Consider the following 17,782-nt stretch of genomic DNA (forward strand, 5'->3'; position numbering starts at 1 on the left):
ACGGCTCCGACGCCTACGCCCACGGTGACGCCCACGGTGACGCCGACGGCTCCGACGCCTACGCCCACGGTGACGCCCACGGTGACGCCCACGGCTCCGACGCCTACGCCCACGGTGACGCCCACGGTGACGCCCACGGCTCCGACGCCTACGCCCACGGTGACGCCCACGGTGACGCCCACGGCTCCGACGCCTACGCCCACGGGTAAGCCGACCTGCAAGCACCATGACAAGAAGGGCTGCAACTGCGAGAAGCAGTGCCAGGAGGAGTGCCAGTCCCACGGAAAGCCCAAGTCCTGCCACAACGGGCTTCCTCCGGCACCCGCTCCTAAGCCGGTCAAAGGGGACTACCCCGTGGACGATTGGATGGCTCCGCCAAGCTGAACCATCGCGTTCTTTCCTCACGGAGGACTTGAGCTCCGACGAAGGATCGTGATGGGGACCTAGCGGGTCGCGAAGGGCCCGGCCCACAGAAACATGGGCCGGGCCCCTTCGTCCGCGGTCGCGTGGAACGCGCTCCGCAGATCAATTACTGTCTGTGATATATCTGTCGCAGAAGGTGAGCGACAGGAGGAGGGATAATCGTGGGACATAGGTTCTGGGCTGTTACCGCGCCGGGAGCCGCGGCGATTGTCGCCATGGTCACGGTGGCGGGCTGCAGTGGTTCGCACGGCGGGGCGCGGGCTCAAGGGGATGACCTCGACATCTCGAGGCTCCTCGAAGCGACCACCTATTCGACGGTTCTCAAGGCGCCGCTGGATACGAACTCGTCCAATCCTGGCGATGGGACGGTCCTGCATCCCAAGACGCCACAGCCGGTGTACGAGCGGCCGGGCGGCCCTCCGATCGCGCGGCTACCGGTGACACAGCTGAACAGTCCTGCTTGGATGCCGGTGATCGCCAGCCGCGCAGGATGGCATCAGGTGCTGCTGCCATCCCGTCCTAATGGCGCTACCGGCTGGGTTGCCGCCAACGACAGTCTGCAAGTGGCTTACACCCCCTACGTCATAAAGGTTGGGCTGTCGGATCGGCGGCTCATTCTGCTGAAGTCGGGTCGGCAGGTGGGGAGCTGGAAGGTCGCGGTGGGCACCGCCGCCACCCCCACCCCGGTCGGCCGCACGTTCCTGCTCTCCTCACTGAAGGGGTCCAAAACCGGGCCCAGCCCGCTGATCCTTCCCGTGGGTGCGCATTCGCAAGCCCGCGACACCATCGGGGGCGGGCCGGGCACGGTCGCCTTGCACGGCTGGCGCGACCGGTCGGTGTTCGGGCGGGCGAGCACACACGGCAGCGTCGCCGTGCCCAAGAAAGCCTTGAAGGCGCTGTCGGTCGTGCCACTGGGAAGCCTGGTCCTCATCAGCAAGTGACCCATGGGCCCTGGCCCCGGGACGACTGCGGACGGCGCCCGCCCGCGCCCGGCGGTGGTGAAGAGTGCCGAGTCGCCACCGAGCTGCCACGGGGATGAAGTGGGGCATAGCGAGCGGCGGGCAAACCGGGCATTCTCGCGTTTGCCCTGGTCAGGATGGTGGGTCGCGTGGGACTCGAACCCACAACCTACGGATTAAAAGTCCGGAGCTCTGCCAATTGAGCTAGCGACCCGTCTGGCAAGGGTACCGAGATCGGCGAGGGGTTCGCGACGGGGTTATGGGGTGGGGGTCAGGTGGACGGGGAGGTGCTTCAGGCCGTTCTGGAAGTTGGAGGCCAGGCGGACGGGGGCCCCGGTGAGGGTGATGCGGTGGGGGAGGAGTTCGCGGAACATGGCGCGCATCTGGGTTCGGGCCAGGTGGGCGCCCAGGCAGAAGTGGGGGCCGAAGCCGAAGCTGACGTGGTCGTTGGGGGTGCGGGTGATGTCGAAGCGGTCGGGGGAAGGGAAGACGGTTTCGTCGCGGTTGGCGGAGGCGTGGTAGACGACCACCTTGTCGCCGGCCTCGACCTTCTGGCCGGAGAGGGTGACGGGTGTCGTGGCGGTGCGGCGGAAGTCCATGACGGGGGGCCAGTAGCGGAGCATCTCCTCGACGGCCGTTGGGAGGCGGGACGGGTCCGCGCGGAGGCGGGCCAGTTCGGAGGGGTGGGAGAGGAGGGTCAGGAGGCCGCCGGGGATGCCGTTGCGGAGGGTCTCGTTCCCCGCGACGGCGAAGAGGAAGAACATGTTCTCGAACTCGTGGGTGGTGAGGCCGCCCTCCAGCATGCGGGACATGATGTCGTCCGAGGGGTGGGAGCGTTTCTCGGCGGCCAGGGCGTGGGCATAGGCGAACATGTCGGCTAGGGCCGTGTAGGAGCGCGGGTTGATGGGGCGGCCGTCCGGGTGGGTGGTGGTGTCCGGGCGGTAGGTCATCGCCTTGCGGGCCACGGGGGTCATGGAGGCGGCGTCGGCGGTGGAGAGGCCCGCGTATTCGTCGTCCTGGTAGCCGATGACGCGGGACGCCCAGTCGTAGAGGAGGCGGCGGTCGGCGTCGGGGACGCCCATGATGTGGGCGAGCGTCCAGACGGGGAGGTCGGCGGCGAGTTCGACGAAGTCGGTGTCGTTGCCGAGGGCGGAGGTGATGAGTGTGCGGGCCCGGTGCTCGATCGTCTCCTCCAGGGCGCGGACGGCGCGGGGGGTGAAGGCGGCGGCGACGATGCGGCGGAGGCGGGAGTGGTCGGGCGGGTCCTGGTTGAGCATCATCGCGCGGACGAACGCGAGATCCTCGGGCGTGTCGGGGTCGCGGATCTGGGTGGCGCCGAGGTTGGACGAGAAGAGGTCCGGGGAGCGCAGGACGTGCTTGACGTCGGCGTGCCGGAAGACCGCCCAGTAGCCGGGGCCGGCGGGCCAGGGGCCGACGGCCGGTTCGGGGACCCGGGTGACCGGGGATTCGGCGCGGAGCCTCGCGAAGGTGTCGTAGGGCACCCCCGTGGCGTACGTGGTGGGCAGGAAGATCTCCTCGTGCATGCCATCAGCGTGCATCATGTCGGGATGACGTTGAAGCCCGATGAGATTCTGCGTGACAATTTCGCGCCCTGGGTGCTGGACCTCGGCCTCGTCGCGGAGGAGGTGGGGGATGGGACGGCGGTGCTGCGGCTGCCGTGGTCCGACCGGCTGGCGCGGGAGGGCGGCGCGCTGTCGGGGCAGGCGTTGATGGCGGCGGCCGATACGGCTGTCGTGCTAGCGGTTTCAGGGGCCAAGGGCGGGTTCGTGCCGATGACGACCGTGCAGCTCAGTACGACATTTCAGCGGCCCGTGGTGGGACGGGACGTGCTCGTGGGCGTCGAGCTCAGCAAGCTGGGGCGGACGATGGCGTTCGCGGAGATCGATATGACGGTCGATTCGATGACCGTGGCCCACGCCAGCGCGGTCTACGCCATCATCGGGTGACATGACGCGTATTGAGAAGGTCGTTGTTGCGGACGGTGAGTTCGACCTGCGGGTGTGGGGGACGCGAGGGCCGGGGGTTCTGCTCGTCCAGGAGATCTTCGGGGTGGGCGAGTACATGGAGGCGGTCGCCGAAGACCTGGTGGCGCTCGGGTACGTGGTTGCGGCGCCCGACATGTTCTGGCGAATCCAGCCGAACTGGACGACGAAGCACAACGAAGAGGCTCTCCCCAAGGGGATGTCGATGGTCTCCCAGTTCGACTGGGAGAAGGGCGTAGAGGACGCTGAGGCCGCGCTGGACGTTCTCAAGGGCCTGCCCGAGGTCGGCAAGGTCGGTGTCCTCGGGTTCTGTTTCGGCGGGACGCTCGCTTACCTGCTCGCCGCCCGGACGCAGGTCGATTCCCTGGTGTCGTTCTACGGGTCCGGTGTGCCCGGGGCCTTGGACCAACTCGATGCCGTCCATGCTCCGGTGCAGTTCCACTTCGGTGGCGCCGACGCGTACATCCCCAGGGAGGACGTCGCCCGAGTGGAGCAGGCCGCGGACGGACGGGAGAACGTCGAAATCCACGTCCAGGAAGATGGCGGCCACGCGTTCCACAACCGGAAGGCGCCGATGTTCCATCAGCCGGAGCCAGCCGAACGGGCGTGGCGGCTTACGGAGGACTTCCTGCGGCGGACGCTCTCATAGCGCCGTGATGGCGAGCGGCGGCCCAGAGCGTGAAAGGACGGGGCGCCGTGATGCAGGGAGGCGTGGGGGGTCACACGGGCTCCAGGGTGAGGCGGGACAGTTCCCTGCGGGACGAGATGCCGAGCTTGGGGTACGCCTTGTAGAGGTGGTACTCGACCGTGCGCGGGCTCAGGAAGAGTTGGGCGGCTATCTCGCGGCTGCTCGTGCCCGCGGCCGCCAGGCGGACGACTTGCAGTTCCTGCGGGGTGAGGCGGTCGACGAGGTCCGGAGCGGTGGGTGTGGACGAGCCGGACTCGCCTGTGGCCCGTAGTTCGGCGCGCGCGCGGTCCAGCCAGGGGGCGGCGCGTAGGCGTTCGAAGATGGACGCCGCCGAACGGAGCGGGACGCGTGCGTCCGAGCGGCGGCGGGCCCGGCGCAGGTACTCGCCGTAGAGAAGTTCTGTACGCGCCCGCTCGAACGGCCGTGACGACTGCTCGTGCAGGCGCAACGCTTCGACGAACGGTTCCTCGCTGTCGTCCAGTAGGGCCTCGCAGTGCAGGGCCACCGCTTGAGCCCAAGGCTGCTTACCTGCCTCGGCCCAAGTGCGGAACCGGGAGAAGGCCGCGCGCGCTAGCGAGATCTCCCCTGCACGTACGGCGGCCTCCACCTGGTCTGCGGCGGCTAGGACGTTGCCGTGCCGGTGCGGGCCGTGCGCGATCTCTTCCAGGCGGCGCAACGCGTCGTCGTAGCGTCCGAGGCCCAGGTCGAGGAGGGCGAACGCGCCGTCCGCCAAGCCCGGCGGTGCGGAGGCCGTCAGCTCGCGCAGCCGGGGCTCGTCGCCCTCGATGGCCGCGACGCGGGCCAGGACGGCGCGGAGCCGTCCCTCGCGCTGCGGGCGGCCGGTGTCGCGGGCCAGTGCGATCGCCTCCGCGACGGTGGCCTCCGCGTCCGCGTGCCGTCCCGCCGCGATCTGCGTCTGCGCCCGCACCTGCAGGATGGTCGGCAGCTCGCCGACCAGGCCGTGCCGGCGGCAGTGCGCGACCTCGGCGGCGGCGAGTTCGAGCGCCGCGTCGTCCGCGCCGATGATCAGTGCGAGCCAGGCGCCGCGCAGCCGGTCGCCGGCGCCGTCGCGTGCGGCCGCGACCTGCTCGGCGAGCAGCGGCACGCCGCCCGCGCCGTCCCCGTCCGCGAGCAGCGCCAGGCCGCGGAGCGTCCGGTCGTCCGGCAGCAGTTCGGACGCGCGCCGCACGGCGGGCAGCTCGCCGGACGTCCACCCGTACATGGCACTGGTCCGCAGCATCGCCGCGCGCTCCGCGCCGGCGGCGCGGTCGACCAGCATGCGGGCCGCGGCGCGCGGGTCGCCGCGCTCGTACTCGACCGCGGCGTGCACGCGGGCGAGCCCGGCCAGGTCCGCCGTGCCGAGCTTCTCCGCGTGGACGGCGAGGTCCCCGGCCTCGTCCAGCCGGCCCGCCTGCAGGGTCAGTGACGCGGCGGCGCCGAGCCGGGCCGCGCGCTCCTCCCGGCCGGGCGTGAGGTCCGCGGCCTGCCGGTAGAGCGCCGCCGCCGTCGCGTGGCCGGCGCGGACGCGGGCGCGCTCGGCGGCCTCCTGCAGGTCGGCGGCGACGTCCTCGTCCGGGGCCAGGGCGGCGGACGCGCGGTGCCGCGCCCGGCAGTCGAGGTCGGTCGCGGACTCGGCGAGCGCCCGGTGGACGGCGATGCGCCGCGCCGCCGTCGCGCCCTGGTACGCGGCCGCCCTGATCAGCGGGTGCCGGAACTCGATGTTGCGCCCGGCGACCCGCACCAGCCCGGCGCGTTCGGCCTCCTCCAGATCGGTGAGCCCGACGCCGAGCGTGCCCGCGGCGGCGAGCTGGCTCGGCATGTGCCCGCGGCCCTCGGCGGCCGCGATCAGCAGCATGAGCCGCGCCTTCTCCGGCAGCCGCGCGATCTGGTCCTGGAACGCGGCGAGGACGCGGTCGGCGACGGGCAGCGGCGAGGTCTCGGGCGGACGCTCCCCGGCGGCGGCGAACTCCCGCAGCGCGAGCGGGTTGCCCGCCGCCTCCCGCAGCACCCGTTCGCGGGCGAGCGGCGCCAGGCCGCGCGCCGCGAGGAACCGCTCGGCGTCGGCGCGGCCGAGCCGGCCGAGCCGCAGCTCGGGCAGGCCGGTGCCGGTGAACCCCTCGTCCCGCGCGGCGAACAGCATGACGACGCCCTCGACGGCCAGCCGCCGCGCCGCGAACAGCAGCGCCTCGGCGGTCGCGGTGTCGATCCAGTGCGCGTCGTCGACGACGCACAGCACCGGGTCGTCCTCGGCGAGGTCGGCGAGCAGCGTCAGCACGGCGAGCCCGGTGGCGAAGCGGCCCGGCCCGTCGGCCGTCTCGCCGAGCGCGGTCCGCAGCGCGGCGGACTGCGCCGCGGGCAGCGCGCCCAGCCGGTCCCGGACCGGCCACAGCAGCTGGTTGAGACCGGCGAACGCCATGCCGGACTCCGCCTCGATCCCGGTCACCCGCAGCACGTGCGGCACCCGGGCGGCGGCCTCCGCCAGCAGCGCCGACTTGCCGATGCCGGCCTCGCCGCGCAGGACGAGCGCGCCGCTGCGCCGCTGCTCGTGCGCCTCGTCGATCAGCGAGGTGAGCCGCGACCGTTCGTCGTTCCGCCCGTAGAGCACAAGACCAAACTACGGGGCCAACTACCGAAACCTTACGGATTCGCCCCCTAGCTGGCGGCTCGTACGTTCTTGATCAGCGATAACGCCAGATGGAGGACGTCATGCAGGGACTCTTCGAGCCGCTCTCCGCCGGAAAGCTGGAACTGCCCAACCGCCTCGTGATGGCGCCGATGACCCGCAGCAGAGCGGGCGAGGGCGGCGCCGTCACCGAGCTGACCGCCGAGTACTACCGGCAGCGCGCCGGGGCCGGCCTGATCATCACCGAGGGCACGCAGCCGAGCGTCCGGGGCCAGGGCTACATCAACACGCCGGGCCTGCACTCCGGCGACCAGGTCGCGGCGTGGCGGACCGTGACCGGCGCCGTGCACGCCGAGGGCGGGCGGATCTTCGCGCAGCTGATGCACTCCGGGCGCGTCGGCCACCCCGTCCTGTACCCGGACGGCGGCCTGCCGCTGGGGCCCTCGCCGATCGCGACCGGCGAGCAGCTGTTCACCCCCGGCGGGATGCTCGACCATCCTGTCCCGCAGGAGATGACCCTGGACGACATCGCGCAGGCCGTCGCGGAGTTCGCCGCCGCGGCACGCAACGCGGTCGCGGCCGGGTTCGACGGCGTCGAACTGCACGGCGCGAACGGCTACCTGATCCAGCAGTTCCTCGCCGACGGCAGCAACACCCGCACCGACGCCTACGGCGGGACGGTCGCCAACCGCATCAGGTTCGCCGTCGAGGCCGTCCGGGCGGCATCGGACGCGATCGGCCCCGAGCGCGTCGCACTGCGCATATCGCCGGGCGGCACGTCGAGCGGCGTCAGCGAGAGCGACACGCCGGAGCTGTACTCGGCCCTGATCGAGGCGCTCGCCCCGCAGGACCTCGCGTACCTGCACGTCATGGAGGAGGTGAACCGCGACATGACCCGCCGGATCCGCGCAGAGTGGCCGGGCACGCTGATCCTGAACCCGCACCCGACCCCCGACTCCTTCCCCGCGAGGCCCGAACACGGCGTCGAGGCACTGCGCGACGGCGTGGCCGACGCGATCGCCTTCGGCGAATTGTGGCTGGCCAATCCCGACCTGCCTGCCCGCATCAAGGCCGGCGGCCCCTACAACAAGGCCGACCGAGCGACCTTCTACGGCGGCGACCAGCATGGCTACACCGACTACCCGCCCCTCCGCTGACCCGCCGCCCGGCACCCCCGTGGTCGCGCAGATGGGTGCCGCCGCGGACGATGGGGTGTGCGGGTGGTGGAGCGCAACCCGCGGCCCTCGGTGGGGCCGCGGGTTGGGCGGGGTGCCCGGAACCGGGGTCAGAGACCCGGGCGGACGGCGCCGTTGAAGTGGCGCTTGTAGTACTTCGTCAGCTTGATCTTCTTGACGCGCTTGCCAGAGCTGGGCGCGTGGATCATGTAGCCGTGCCCGGCGTAGACGCCGACGTGGGTGCGGCCGCCGTAGAAGAAGAGGAGGTCGCCCTTGACGGCGCCCTTCCACGAGACCTTCTTCTTGACGGCGCGGTAGATCTGCTGGCTGGTGCGGGGCATCTTCACCCCGGCCTTGCGCCAGGCGCCTCCGGCGAGGCCGGAGCAGTCCCAGGAGCCGGGGCCGGTGCCGCCGTAGCGGTACGGGTCGCCGATCTGCTTCGCCGCGTACTTCACGGCGTAGGCGGCGCGCTTCTTCTGCTTGGCGGCCCGGGACTGCGTGGCGGAGACCTTCGCGACGGTCGTCACGACGGCGGCCTGCCGCGGTGGCGCCGCCTCGGCGCTGCCCGCGACGAGGACGCTCGCGCCGAGCGCCGCGGTCGTGGTGAGCACGAGGCCACCGGTGGTGATTCCGGCCTTCAGGGGGTTTCGAGGGGTATGCAGAATGTCTCCAGACCTCACGGTGGATGCCTACCGGGCAGCCGTCACCCCGGTGGTCTTCCACAGGGGGCGGCATGCCGCGGCCATTCCGCGGCGCCATTGGGGGGACGCGAGGAAAGGTGTGGCCGCTTCCGGTTCCGTGCCTCTTGGCTGCACGGATTCGGCGTCCGACGGCGGTTTCCGAGCGGGGTCCATGGAGGGGACGACCTGGGGGGTCCGCGCCCGGCCCCGGTCGAGGGTGGCCGTGCGCGCCGCAGTTGCGCGTCGGGGTACGTGTTCTGTTATTCGGGCGGCTGCTGTGCCGCATGAACCGGCAGGAACGTATGCAGACTCGGATGGGCATGGCAAATCCTTCCGGGCATTCCGGGGTCGGCGGGCCTTGGTAAGGGAGCACTTGCCCCAGCCTTGGCCTGCGCTGATTTCGATCAGCGCGAGAAAAGTGTGAACTGGGTCACGAATTCCCGAATGAAGATCGACTTCATCGTGGCGGACGCCGGGCCGGACGGGAGCTGGAATCGCGTTCTGTGGAAAACTCGGCCGCCGCTTCGGGGAGATTTGTGGCGTATATCACGTATCGGTAAACGTGGCGGAAGTGCCGAGGGGCGGCTGTCTCCCACCGGCTCGGCCCGCCCGAGGAGGAGGAGGACGAGGCCCGGTTGCGGACAGTCAAGATCCCCGGATTCGGTCTGGACGAGGGTTGACGGCCCGGCTTCGGCCACCTGTAGTCCGAAGGAGATGCAGGTTCCGTTCCGGCCGGCGAAGGAGTCCCGTGTTCGGCAGGCTCGCCAGACCGACCCGCACCGCCCGACCGACCCGCACCGCCCGACCGACTCACACCGGCGTCCACCTCCTGTGCGGGCTCGTCCTGTCGGCCGCGTTGGTGCTCCTTCCCGTGCCGCCGGCGGCTGGCGCAGCAGGCCCGGCCTCGACGGCGGCCGGACCCGCGACCGCGAAGTTTCCGGATGGGTTCCTGTGGGGGGTCTCGACCTCCGGCTTCCAGGGTGAAGGGTTCTTTCCCGACAGCAACTGGACGCGCTACGCCGAGCGCAAGGCGAACGGGGTCACCGATCCGTACGGCAACTCCGTCGACTTCAGGCACCGGTACCCGGCCGATCTGAGCCTTGCCAAGGGGCTTGGGGTCGGCGTCTTCCGGACGTCCATCGAGTGGGCGCGAGTCGAGCCGCGGCGCGGGCATCGGGACGCTGCGGCGCTCGCCTACTACGACGACCTCGTGCGCAGGATCAAGGCGAACGGGATGCGGCCCATGCTGACCCTTGACCATTGGGTCTACCCCGGCTGGGTCGCCGACCAGGGTGCCTGGGACAACCCCCGTACACAGGACGACTGGCTCCGCAACGCGCGGTTCATCGTCAACCGGTATAAGGGTCAGGGCGTCATCTGGATCACCTTCAACGAGGCCAGCGCCTACATCTACAAGGAGCTCACCACCCGTCCGATGGATCTCGGGCAGATGCTGAAGATGCGCGATGCCCTCATCAAGACGCACCGGGCTGCCTACGACATGATTCACAAGGTCGACCCAGGCGCGCCCGTGTCGAGCAATGTCGCCTATGGGACGGCCCTCAACGGCATCTTCGACGCGGCCCTGTTCAATGACGCCACCGACAAGCTCGACTTCATCGGCATCGACTACTACTACGGCGCCAACCTGCAGAACTTCACGTCGGTGTACGCGCTCACCGGTGAGTTCTGGAAGATCGACCCTGAGCCGGAGGGGCTGTACTACGTCCTCAAGAACTACCAGCGGCGGCTGCCGAACCTGCCGGTCTACATCGTCGAGAACGGCATGCCCACCGACAACGGCAAGCCGCACAAGGACGGTTACACGCGCTCGGACCATCTCCGCGACCACATCTACTGGATCCAGCGCGCGATGGCCGACGGCGTGAAGATGATGGGCTACAACTACTGGAGCCTCACCGACAACTACGAGTGGGGCAGTTACCGGCCGCGGTTCGGCCTCTACACGGTGGACGCGCTGACCGACCCGACCCTCGAGCGGCGTCCGACCGACGCCGTTCCGACGTACCGGTCGATCATCAAGAACCGGGGCGTCCCCGCCGGGTACGTGCCGGTGCGCAAGCCCGGCTGGTGCTCGATCGAGGACCCCGTCGCGACCTGTCTCGGCACGACTCCGACGCCGCCCGCCGCGTACCGCGTCCCTGGATGAGGGGAATGACCTGCGTGTCCGGGGGTACCGCCACGGCGACCACAATCGACCTGGGGAACGCGTGGGGGACGTGCAGACCGAGCCGATGGCCGCTACGCGCGGGTCCGGCACCGCGGCGCGGGGCGCGGGCGGCGTCGCCGAGGGTCTGCTCAACGCCCTGAAGCGCGCCGCCGCCGGGCTCCGCGACGCCGGAATCGGGTACGCGCTCGCCGGCGGTTTCGCGGCGTACGCGCATGGCGCTGCCGTGTCGACGCATGACGTCGACTTCGTGGTGCGTGAGCGCGATGTCCAGGTCGCCTTGGACGCGCTCGAAGCGGTGGGCATGACCCATCTGGAAAGCCCGGAGAACTGGCTGGAGAAGGCGTACGACGGCGAGCACGTCATCGACCTGATCCACACCCCGTCCGGCCGTCCGGTGGACGTGGAGCGATCGACTCGGCCGGCCGGCTACGAGCCGGGCCGGTGGACGATCGCGAGATCGCGCGGAGGGGAGTGATCTCCCGGTCGCCCCACCGGCTCAGCCGGACGCCGAGCGCAGCAGGTCGAGGACGGCCTGCTCGACCGGTCCCTGCGTCGCCAGTTCGCCCTCGGACGTCTCCACGCCGAGCCGGCCGAGCGCGGGCGCGACCGTCTCGCCGTCCTCGTAGAGCGTGATGATGCGCGGGTCGATGTAGGACGCCCGCGCCACGGCCGGGGTGTTGCCGAGGTAGGCGGCGACCTCCTTGACGACGCGGACGATGGCGCGCTTGCGGGCGGTGTCGCTGCCGCCCGCGCGGACCGACACCGCGAGCCCGACCGCCGCGAGGACGGTGGCGTGCCAGGTGCGGAAGTCCTTGGCGGTGAAGTCGCCGCTGGTGACCTCCCGGATGAAGTCGTTGATGTCGGACGTCGTGACGTCGTGCCAGCCGTCCCGCGTCCGGTACGCGAGCAGTTCGGGGCCGCCGCCGCGGCGCCGCTTGAGGCCGCCGACGACCCGGCACACGTTCTCCTCCGCGACCGCCCGGTACAGGTCCTTCGAGCCCTTGGCCGGGTACTCGAACGTCACTTCGGCGCGGCGGCACGTCACGTGCTCCCGCAGGACGGTAGCGAGCCCGAACGTGCCGTTCTCCGCCGCGTACGACTCCCCGCCGATGCGGAAGAAGCCGAGGTCGATGAGGCGGACCGCCGCCGCCAGGACCCGCTCCCGCGTGTAGCCCCGCCCGGCCAGGTGCTCGTTGATCGTGTAGCGGACCTTGGGGAGCCGTTCGGCCAGTTCCAGGACGTGGTCATGCTTCTCTTGGTCGCGCTGTTCCCGCCATGCCTCGTGGTAGAGGTACTGACGCCGTCCGGCCGCGTCGGTGCCCATCGCCTGGATGTGGCCGTCCGGGTCCGGGCAGATCCAGACGTCCTTCCAGGCGGGTGGTATGACGAGCGCCTTGATGCGTTCCTTCTCGGCGGGGTCTTGTAAGGGACGGCCGTCCAGCCCGAGATAAACGAAGCCCTTGCCGGCCCTGCGCCGTCCGTAACCGGATTCTCCTGTGTCGCTCCGCTGCAGCTCCATCAGCCCGGATGTATCTCTCCACCGGCAGGGACCAGAGTCTGCCCGGTGTAGTACGACGACTGGCGGTTGGAGGCGAAGAACACGTAGGACGGCGCGATCTCGTCGGGGTCGGCGGGACGTCCCATCGGCGCGTTCTTCCCGAAGCTCTCCACACGCTCCTCGTCGAACGTCGCGGGGATCAGCGGCGTCCACACCGGGCCCGGCGCGACGCAGTTGACCCGGATCTCACGGTCCATGAGGCTCTGCGCGAGGCTGGAGGTGAGAGACATCACGGCTCCCTTGCTCGCCGAGTAGTCGATGAGCGACTTGTTGCCGCGCAGCCCGTTGATGGATCCGGTGATGACGATGGACGACCCGGGCCCCAGGTGGTCGAGGGCCTGCTGGATCGTCCAGAACACGGCGAACACGTTCACCTCGAACGTCCGGCGGAGCTGCTCGTCGTCGATCTCCCGGACGTCCTTCACCGGCGTCTGCGTGCCGTGGTGCAGGACGAGCACGTCCAGCCCGCCCAGGTCGCGGACGGTGTGCTCGACGACCTCGCGGCAGTGCCGCTCCTCGGCCATGTCGCCGCCGAACGTGACGCAGCGCCGTCCCTCTGCCTCGACCAGGTCGGCGGTGTGCCGCGCGTCGTCGTCCTCCACCAGGTAGGTGATCGCGACGTCGGCGCCCTCCTTGGCGAACGCGACGGCGGTGGCGCGCCCGATGCCGGAGTCGCCGCCGGTGATCAGCGCGCGGCGGCCGCGCAGCAGGTGGCCGCCGGTGTAGTCGCGCATCTCGTCGCGGGGTTCGGGTGCCATGTCCCCGGTCCGGCCGGGGTAGGACTGGCTCTGTGGCGGACGCTCGCTCATGTTCGGCGGGTGCCCGCAGCCGCGAGGAGCAAACGCGACCCCTATTGTAACTCGTGAGTAATAAGCGCCTCCGTGATCCGCCGGGGTGTGAGCGGAGCGCGCGACGACGTCTGGATAGCATCACCCCGAACCACATTCGGTCCCTCACGTAAGGTGTCGCTTATGGACCTGAACGGAGTTTCCGCCGTCGTATCCGGTGGCGCGAGCGGCCTCGGTGAGGCCACCGTCCGCGCGCTGGCCGCCGAAGGCGCCAAGGTGGTCGTCGCCGACCTGAACGAGGACAGGGGCAAGGCCCTCGCCGACGAGATCGGCGGCGTCTTCGTCAAGACCGACGTCTCCAGCGAGGAGCAGGTGCAGGCCGCCGTCCAGGCCGCCGTCGACACCGGCGCCCCGCTGCGCGTCATCGTCAACAGCGCCGGGATCGGCTGGGCCTCGCGGACCGTGGGCCGCGACGGCACCCCGCACGACCTCGCGTCCTACGAGACCGTCATCCGGGTCAACCTCATCGGCACCTTCAACCTGATGCGGATCGGTGCCGCCGCCATCTCCAAGACCGAGCCCGCCGACGCCGACGGCGCCCGCGGCGTGGTGATCAACACCGCGTCCGTCGCCGGCTTGGAGGGCCAGACCGGGCAGATCGCCTACTCCGCGTCCAAGGGCGGCATCATCGGCATGACGCTGCCGGCGGCGCGCGACCTCGCCGCGATCGGCGTCCGGGTCAACACCATCTGCCCGGGCATCATCGACACGCCGATCTACGGCCAGGGCGAGCAGGCGGACGCGTTCAAGGCCAAGCTCGCCGCGCCCGTCCCGTTCCCGAAGCGGATGGGCAAGGCGTCGGAGTTCGCGCACCTCGTCAAGGCCCTGATCGAGAACGACTACATGAACGGCGAGACGATCCGCTTCGACGGCGGTATCCGCTTCCAGCCGAAGTGAGGCACTGAATGACCGACGCTGTTCTAACCGAGGAAGACGGCGCCGTCCTCGTCATCACCATCAACCGCCCGGAGGCCCGCAACGCGGTCAACGGCGAGGTGGCGCGGGGCATCGCGGCGGCCGCTGAGGAACTCGAGTCCCGCAAGGACCTCTCCATCGGCATCCTCACCGGCGCCGGCGGGACGTTCTGCGCGGGCATGGACCTCAAGGGCTTCCTGACCGGCGACAACCCCGTCGTCGAGGGACGCGGGTTCGCCGGCCTGACCGAGCGTCCCCCGGCCAAGCCGATGATCGCCGCGATCGAGGGCTACGCCCTGGCCGGCGGCTGCGAGGTGGCGCTGTCCTGCGACATGATCGTCGCGGCGCGGGACGCCCAGTTCGGGCTGCCCGAGCCGAAGCGCGGCCTGGTCGCGGCGGGCGGCGGGCTGCTGCGGCTGCCGCAGCGCATCCCGTACCACATCGCCATGGAGATCGCCCTGACCGGCGACAAGTACCCGGCGGAGCGGATGGCCGAGCTCGGGTTCGTCAACCGGCTCGCCGAGCCGGGCGGCGCGCTCGCCGCGGCCAAGGAGCTGGCCCTCAAAGTCGCCGAGAACGCGCCGCTGGCGCTCGCGGCGACGAAGAGGGTCATCGTCGAGTCCGCCGACTGGTCGACCGAGGAGGCGTGGAAGAAGCAGCAGGAGATCACCCTGCCGGTCTTCACGTCCAAGGACGCCCAGGAGGGCCCGGCGGCGTTCGCCGAGAAGCGCAAGCCGAACTGGAAGGGCGAGTAGCCCGTCCCGTTGTGAGACGCCCGGAACCGCGTGGTTTCGGGCGTCTTGACGTCTGTGACTGATGTGACTGGTGCGTCCTGATCCGGCCGGGTGGGGGGTTCCCCTTACCGTGCAGTAAGTAATGCCGTACTCTTTTGCCCACGCTTGGTGTGATCTTGGGAGTGGGAGCATATGAGACGCAACGCGGCGCTGGTGGTCGCCACCGTCCTGGCCTGTGGCGCCGGGACGGTCGTGGTGGCCGCTCCGGCGAACGCCGCCGGCTGGAAGAACATCTCCAGCGGGGCGCTGAACTACAACGGCAGCCTCGACCGGGTCGACTTCGGCGCGAAGAACGCCGGCTGGGCGGTCGGCGCCGCCGGCTCCTTCTTCAGCCCGCAGGCGAAGATCGTCCGCTGGACCGGTTCCGCGTGGGCCGCCGACGCGAGCCCGGTCGGCTTCACCCCGACCGACGTCGCCGTCGCCAGCGCGTCCAAGGCATGGATCATCGGCTACAACCTCGGCGGCACCCTCGGCCTCTACTGGAACGGCACCAAGTGGAGCCAGGTCGCCTACCCGATGGTGGGCTTCCCGAGCGCCGTGTCCGCCGCCTCCGACGGCACCGCCTACTCCGTCGCCGGCATCGACGCCGCCGCCGGCGGCCCGTCCGCCATCCTCCGCTGGACGGGCAGCGCCTGGGTCGACCCCAAGGTCCCGCTGCCGGCGTCCTCGTCCATCACCGCGGTCGACGTCCGCTCCAAGAGCGACGTGTGGCTGGCGGGCACGACCTCCGCCACCGGCACGTCCGTCACCGGCCTGGTGATGCACTTCGACGGCACGTCCTGGAAGAAGATCGACGTCCCCGGCTCCCTGGGCGTCCCCGGCTACCAGGGCACCCTGCACCGCATCGTCGCGAACTCGCCGACGAACGTCTACGTGCTGCGCGTCCGGCAGAACGCCCAGATCACCAACGCGATCCAGCGCTACGACGGCAAGACCTGGACGACGATCAACACCCCGCTGAACGCGGCCGGCATCGGCCTGTCGGCGGACGGCAAGGGCGGCGTGGTCATGCTCCCGATCACGACCGGCACGAAGAGCCAGTACATGCACTACAACGGCTCGTCCTGGACGACCCTGAACGGCCCGGCACGCACCGGCACCGTCCAGGCGTCCGACGCCGACGCCCGTCCCGGCACGACCGCCATCGTGAGCACCGGAACGGCTTCCCAGCCCTCCAAGAACGTCCCGTTCATCGAGTACTTCAGCTGACCTGGACCCCCTGCGAACGCCCGTCCCGCCACCCCGGCGGGACGGGCGTTCGCGTTGGCGTCCCGGACGACGAGATGCGGCGCCGCGCGAAACCCTAGGCGAGCCTGACCCGGACGGCGCGATCGATGACCGGGGCAAGGCACGTCCCGCTGCTGCACGCACCATAGGAGACCACGACCTCCCCCGAGCGTCCCGACCTCTCGACAGGCAGGGAAAGCGCGACCGGACCGTCCGGGTAGACCGGCAGCCTCACCCCGAGTGAGGGCAGGTCGAGCATTCGCACGGGCTTGTCGGCGGTGACGCGTCCCGAGGCGGTCAATCCTCCGCGCACGGCCACTCTGGTCGGAATGCCCAGGCCGTCGACGCCGCCGTCCGGCATGTCAACGCTGTAGACGTGGAATCCGGGCCGTGTCGGCCGGAACACCGCCTTGACCTCGGAGCCCGACACGGTGACGGAAACCTCGACGCCACTCTCGGTGAAGCCGGCCGACGCCGGCGGAGCCTCCTGCCGGCCGCACCCGCAGGCCAGCAGCAGAAGACCCGCGCCCAGTGCCGCCCACCTCATTGCCAGCGCTTCAGGAAGGCGGCCACCTGCGCCGGCTTCATCGAGCGCGCATTGGCGAACGAACCGTCATTCGTCCTGGTCTTCACCTTCCCGCCACTGGACACGACGACCAGCGCGGGGATCCCGCTCGTCTGCAGGTTCAGCCCGTATTTGCGTGCCACCGACAGATTGCGATCGAACTGCCCCACGTCAATCGAGACCACGTGGTAGCGAGCGATGACCGGACGCACCGTTCTCGTCCGGAAAGTGCGCCCCAGGACGACGCAGTCCGGGCACCAGTCCGCGCCGAAGTCGAGCAGCACCGGACGCTTGTCGAGTTTCGCCCTCGTGAGCGCCTCGGCGATGTCGGCCTTCGGGTTCCGGGCCGGGTCATAACCGTCCGGCAGCGGCTCGCTGCTCGCGGAACGCTCGGGCGAAGGAGCCGCGGACGCCTCTTTCGCCGCGGCGGTGGCCGGGGCCTCGGACGTGGCGGAACCGCCATCACCGCAGGCCGCGACGACGAATAGCCCGCAGGTGAGCACAAGGAATGGCTTGATGTGCATCGAGGACGAACTCCCACAGTTAAGGAACCGCCCAAGAATACCGACTCCAGAACCCGGCCAGAACCCGATTCGGGCGAAAAGCGGAACACTTCCTCAACGCTTGGCCACCGTGCGCGATCCCGCTGACCGCCCGGCGTCACGACTGACCGCCCGCGTCAGTCCCAGCGGGAGGAGCGCTGGCGTTTGACCGCGGAGCGGCGCTTCTTGTTCTCCAGGCGGCGCTCGTTGATGCCGCGCGGGACCTTTTTCGGAATGCGCTTCTTCGGGGGTGGGGCCGTCGCCTCGGCGAGGAGGGTCGCGAGGCGGGTGCGGGCGGCGTCGCGGTTGCGCTGCTGGGAGCGGTACTCCTCGGCGCGGATCGTGAGGACGCCGCGGACGAGGCGTCCGGCCAGGCGGTCGAGGGCGCGGGCGCGCAGGTGCTCGGGGAGGGACGGCGAGTTCGCGACGTCGAAGGAGAGTTCGGCGGCGGTGGCGCTGGTGTTGACGTGCTGGCCGCCCGGACCCGAGGAACGGGAGAAGCGCCAGCCGAGCTCGGACTCCGGGATGGAGACCGAGCCGCGGACGTGGATCTCGGCGGGCATGTCCCCATTGTCGCAGCAGACAGATGAT

The 17,782-nt window shown here is 70.5% G+C and carries 17 protein-coding genes, 1 tRNA gene and 1 pseudogene; 10 read left to right on the top strand and 9 right to left on the bottom strand.

The window, feature by feature from the left end:
• Nucleotides 1-209 (top strand): annotated as a pseudogene (locus AL2_RS14960) (hypothetical protein); the annotation flags it as partial.
• Between the two features lie 375 nt (nt 210-584).
• Nucleotides 585-1,364 carry a L,D-transpeptidase gene (locus tag AL2_RS14965; protein WP_210747603.1) on the top strand — a complete coding sequence of 260 codons (780 nt, stop codon included), beginning with the start codon at nt 585-587 and terminating at the stop codon, nt 1,362-1,364.
• A 156-nt stretch (nt 1,365-1,520) separates the two neighbouring features.
• On the opposite strand, the gene AL2_RS14970 is transcribed toward AL2_RS14965, so the two are convergent.
• A tRNA-Lys gene (locus AL2_RS14970) sits at nt 1,521-1,596 on the bottom strand.
• A gap of 43 nt (nt 1,597-1,639) precedes the next feature.
• Nucleotides 1,640-2,926, bottom strand: a complete 1,287-nt coding sequence (locus AL2_RS14975) for a cytochrome P450 (protein WP_067634266.1) — start codon at nt 2,924-2,926, stop codon at nt 1,640-1,642.
• Between AL2_RS14975 and AL2_RS14980 the strand changes: the two genes are divergently transcribed.
• Together AL2_RS14980 and AL2_RS14985 are read left to right on the top strand one after the other, a co-directional pair.
• The gene (locus tag AL2_RS14980; protein WP_210747604.1) at nt 2,921-3,349 is read left to right on the top strand and encodes a PaaI family thioesterase; all 429 of its coding nucleotides are present in this window, start codon (nt 2,921-2,923) and stop codon (nt 3,347-3,349) included. The two genes, AL2_RS14975 and AL2_RS14980, sit on opposite strands and share 6 nt — an antisense overlap.
• 1 nt (nt 3,350) lies before the next feature.
• Nucleotides 3,351-4,034 (top strand): dienelactone hydrolase family protein, encoded by a 684-nt coding sequence (locus AL2_RS14985; RefSeq protein ID WP_067634268.1) that lies wholly within the window; start codon nt 3,351-3,353, stop codon nt 4,032-4,034.
• A 70-nt stretch (nt 4,035-4,104) separates the two neighbouring features.
• Here the strand turns inward: AL2_RS14985 and AL2_RS14990 are convergent, their stop codons facing one another.
• Nucleotides 4,105-6,678 carry an ATP-binding protein gene (locus AL2_RS14990; protein ID WP_067634269.1) on the bottom strand — a complete coding sequence of 858 codons (2,574 nt, stop codon included), beginning with the start codon at nt 6,676-6,678 and terminating at the stop codon, nt 4,105-4,107.
• Nucleotides 6,679-6,779: 101 nt separating this feature from the next.
• Here AL2_RS14990 and AL2_RS14995 point away from each other — a divergent pair, with 101 nt between their 5' ends.
• A complete protein-coding gene (locus AL2_RS14995; RefSeq protein ID WP_067634597.1) occupies nt 6,780-7,853 on the top strand; it encodes an alkene reductase in 1,074 nt (357 codons plus the stop codon).
• Nucleotides 7,854-7,981: 128 nt separating this feature from the next.
• Here the strand turns inward: AL2_RS14995 and AL2_RS15000 are convergent, their stop codons facing one another.
• Nucleotides 7,982-8,482, bottom strand: coding sequence for a C40 family peptidase (locus tag AL2_RS15000; RefSeq protein ID WP_083946529.1), 501 nt, complete (start codon nt 8,480-8,482; stop codon nt 7,982-7,984).
• Nucleotides 8,483-9,299: 817 nt separating this feature from the next.
• Here AL2_RS15000 and AL2_RS15005 point away from each other — a divergent pair.
• Nucleotides 9,300-10,721 (top strand): family 1 glycosylhydrolase, encoded by a 1,422-nt coding sequence (locus tag AL2_RS15005; protein ID WP_218003660.1) that lies wholly within the window; start codon nt 9,300-9,302, stop codon nt 10,719-10,721.
• A gap of 61 nt (nt 10,722-10,782) precedes the next feature.
• The gene (locus AL2_RS15010) at nt 10,783-11,217 is read left to right on the top strand and encodes a hypothetical protein (protein WP_067634271.1); all 435 of its coding nucleotides are present in this window, start codon (nt 10,783-10,785) and stop codon (nt 11,215-11,217) included.
• Nucleotides 11,218-11,238: 21 nt separating this feature from the next.
• Here the strand turns inward: AL2_RS15010 and AL2_RS15015 are convergent, their stop codons facing one another.
• Together AL2_RS15015 and AL2_RS15020 are read right to left on the bottom strand one after the other, a co-directional pair.
• Nucleotides 11,239-12,261, bottom strand: a complete 1,023-nt coding sequence (locus AL2_RS15015; protein WP_067634273.1) for a DNA topoisomerase IB — start codon at nt 12,259-12,261, stop codon at nt 11,239-11,241.
• Complete coding sequence (locus AL2_RS15020) at nt 12,261-13,058, bottom strand: SDR family oxidoreductase (protein ID WP_376741293.1); 798 nt, start codon at nt 13,056-13,058, stop codon at nt 12,261-12,263. The genes AL2_RS15015 and AL2_RS15020 overlap by 1 nt, the downstream gene beginning before the upstream one ends.
• A 213-nt stretch (nt 13,059-13,271) precedes the next feature.
• Here AL2_RS15020 and AL2_RS15025 point away from each other — a divergent pair, with 213 nt between their 5' ends.
• From AL2_RS15025 to AL2_RS15035, 3 genes are all read left to right on the top strand, one after another.
• Nucleotides 13,272-14,045 carry an SDR family NAD(P)-dependent oxidoreductase gene (locus tag AL2_RS15025; protein WP_067634275.1) on the top strand — a complete coding sequence of 258 codons (774 nt, stop codon included), beginning with the start codon at nt 13,272-13,274 and terminating at the stop codon, nt 14,043-14,045.
• Between the two features lie 8 nt (nt 14,046-14,053).
• The gene (locus AL2_RS15030) at nt 14,054-14,818 is read left to right on the top strand and encodes a crotonase/enoyl-CoA hydratase family protein (protein ID WP_067634276.1); all 765 of its coding nucleotides are present in this window, start codon (nt 14,054-14,056) and stop codon (nt 14,816-14,818) included.
• 171 nt (nt 14,819-14,989) lie between these two features.
• A complete protein-coding gene (locus tag AL2_RS15035) occupies nt 14,990-16,066 on the top strand; it encodes a hypothetical protein (protein ID WP_067634278.1) in 1,077 nt (358 codons plus the stop codon).
• Between the two features lie 94 nt (nt 16,067-16,160).
• Here AL2_RS15035 and AL2_RS15040 read toward each other — a convergent pair whose 3' ends face one another.
• From AL2_RS15040 to arfB, 3 genes are all read right to left on the bottom strand, one after another.
• A complete protein-coding gene (locus tag AL2_RS15040) occupies nt 16,161-16,631 on the bottom strand; it encodes a hypothetical protein (RefSeq protein WP_067634280.1) in 471 nt (156 codons plus the stop codon).
• Entirely contained in the window at nt 16,628-17,173 is a 546-nt protein-coding gene (locus AL2_RS15045) for a thioredoxin family protein (RefSeq protein ID WP_083946530.1), read from the bottom strand. Before AL2_RS15045 ends, AL2_RS15040 begins: the two co-directional genes overlap by 4 nt.
• 155 nt (nt 17,174-17,328) lie before the next feature.
• Complete coding sequence (arfB, locus tag AL2_RS15050; RefSeq protein ID WP_067634282.1) at nt 17,329-17,754, bottom strand: alternative ribosome rescue aminoacyl-tRNA hydrolase ArfB; 426 nt, start codon at nt 17,752-17,754, stop codon at nt 17,329-17,331.
• Nucleotides 17,755-17,782 lie beyond the last annotated feature (28 nt).

The organism is Actinomadura latina NBRC 106108, from assembly GCF_001552195.1.
Lineage (GTDB): Bacteria > Actinomycetota > Actinomycetes > Streptosporangiales > Streptosporangiaceae > Spirillospora > Spirillospora latina.

Bases quoted from the DNA above. Each gene is read 5' to 3' on its own strand.
- arfB (WP_067634282.1), bottom strand. From the start codon at position 17,754: ATGCCCGCCGAGATCCACGTCCGCGGCTCGGTCTCCATCCCGGAGTCC.
- AL2_RS15035 (WP_067634278.1), top strand. From the start codon at position 14,990: ATGAGACGCAACGCGGCGCTGGTGGTCGCCACCGTCCTGGCCTGTGGC.
- AL2_RS14995 (WP_067634597.1), top strand. From the start codon at position 6,780: ATGCAGGGACTCTTCGAGCCGCTCTCCGCCGGAAAGCTGGAACTGCCC.
- AL2_RS14985 (WP_067634268.1), top strand. From the start codon at position 3,351: ATGACGCGTATTGAGAAGGTCGTTGTTGCGGACGGTGAGTTCGACCTG.
- AL2_RS15015 (WP_067634273.1), bottom strand. From the start codon at position 12,261: ATGGAGCTGCAGCGGAGCGACACAGGAGAATCCGGTTACGGACGGCGC.
- AL2_RS15020 (WP_376741293.1), bottom strand. From the start codon at position 13,058: ATGGCACCCGAACCCCGCGACGAGATGCGCGACTACACCGGCGGCCAC.
- AL2_RS15030 (WP_067634276.1), top strand. From the start codon at position 14,054: ATGACCGACGCTGTTCTAACCGAGGAAGACGGCGCCGTCCTCGTCATC.
- AL2_RS15040 (WP_067634280.1), bottom strand. From the start codon at position 16,631: ATGAGGTGGGCGGCACTGGGCGCGGGTCTTCTGCTGCTGGCCTGCGGG.
- AL2_RS14975 (WP_067634266.1), bottom strand. From the start codon at position 2,926: ATGCACGAGGAGATCTTCCTGCCCACCACGTACGCCACGGGGGTGCCC.
- AL2_RS15045 (WP_083946530.1), bottom strand. From the start codon at position 17,173: ATGCACATCAAGCCATTCCTTGTGCTCACCTGCGGGCTATTCGTCGTC.
- AL2_RS15025 (WP_067634275.1), top strand. From the start codon at position 13,272: ATGGACCTGAACGGAGTTTCCGCCGTCGTATCCGGTGGCGCGAGCGGC.